The 1,603-nt window shown below is 35.1% G+C and carries 1 protein-coding gene; it reads left to right on the top strand.

Annotated elements, in window-relative coordinates; translation table 11 throughout:
* Nucleotides 1–261 precede the first annotated feature (261 nt).
* Nucleotides 262–1,479: an IS110 family RNA-guided transposase gene (locus tag KC820_RS13010; protein WP_212371690.1), complete on the top strand. Its 1,218-nt coding sequence runs from the start codon at nt 262–264 to the stop codon at nt 1,477–1,479.
* Nucleotides 1,480–1,603: the final 124 nt, after the last annotated feature.

The following is a 1,603-nucleotide window of genomic DNA, read 5'->3' on the forward strand; positions in this document are numbered from 1 at the left end:
AAAACATACTAAGATTAGTGGGCAAGGTCATCGACGGATGATCTTGCCCACTATTTCTTTTTATACGATATAGTGAGAAGTGAAAGAAAGCCCGACCGAAGTCTCAGGGATTATGAATCCGAATAAAAAACCGGGCTTCTTCACTTTCATTTTTGAATCAGGTTTAAGTATGTTGGGGCCGATGAGCCCGTGTATAGGAAATTGGAATCGAAATGAATAAGTGAAGATCTTTCATACAAACAAAAGGAAAGAGGTAGATCTATGGGAACAGTAATGGCTTTAGATATATCAATGGGGAAAAGCTATAAAGTTGTTTACGATGGGCAAGTATGTCTTTCTGAGGGAGAAGTAATACACAATCAAGCAGGTTTTCAAGCATTGGAAGATGAAATCCTAGCACTCCCTGAAGATTTGATGTTAGTTTTTGAATCCACAGGTGTTTACTCTAAGCCAGTAGAAACATTTTGCCAACAAAACAAAGTTCGGTATTGCCTATTAAACCCCTTGGAAGCAAAAAAACAATTAGAACAAGGAACATTGCGTAGTTGGAAAACGGATAAGCATGACGCTCATAAGTTGGCACAAGTGCATCAACACAATACTCGAATAGAAAAAACAGAACAATCCTGTATTTATCATGAATTACGTGACCTATCTCGGTTTTACCAGGAGATAGAGGATGATATTAAACGGGTAAGAATGCATTTACACAATGCATTGCAACTAAGCTTTCCCGAACTTGAACAATTCTTTTCAAGTAGAGTGACGCCATATGCTTTGGCTTTAATTGAATTATTTCCACATCCTGAATTAGTATTAAAAACAAGTAAAACAAAAATCAAAAATATTTTGATGAAAAGCACCACTAAAAAAATATCTGAAAATCGTGCAAAACAAAAAGCAATTGAAATTGTAGAATACGCAAAAGAGTCTTATCCCGCTGTTTCTCCAAACAGCACACAAACTCAAAAAGTTCGATATTATGCAAGGCAACTCCTTCAATTATTAGAGGAAAAAGAGAGTGTTTCCAAACAAATGATTGGGGAAGCCGAACAACTTCCAGAGTTCGAAGTACTCACGAGTTTTCCAGGTATAGGTGAAATTAGTGCAGCACTTTTCATTGGTGAAATTGGAGATATTTCAAGGTTTTCCAACCATAAAAAAGTCAATGCCTTTATTGGGATTGATATTCGAAGATATCAATCTGGAAAACATGCAGGTCAAGATCGCATTAATAAGCGTGGAAATCCAAAAGGAAGAAAAGTTTTATATCTAATTGTGCGAAACATGATACGACAACAAAAAGCAGCACCAAATCATATTGTAGATTACTATTATAAATTAAAAAAACAACCCTATCCTAAGAAGGACAAGGTTGCGATAGTAGCCTGCATGAACAAGCTACTAAAATGTATTTATTCCATGATTAGGAACAATACGAAGTACGATTACTCGCACACGGTCTCTTTGGACCAATAAATCACTCATATTATATCACATATATTCCCTCAGTTTAAAAAAATATATACTTGAGGTTTATTTAGTATACCAAATTTTAGTTTATAAGCCTTTACTAAATTTAGACTTGACTAATCGTAGGAAA

The organism is Allobacillus saliphilus (assembly GCF_018138385.1).
GTDB classification, from domain to species: Bacteria; Bacillota; Bacilli; order Bacillales; family Alkalibacillaceae; genus Allobacillus; species Allobacillus saliphilus.

Coding starts and splice junctions, on each gene's coding strand:
- KC820_RS13010 (WP_212371690.1), top strand. CDS start 262: ATGGGAACAGTAATGGCTTTAGATATATCAATGGGGAAAAGCTATAAA.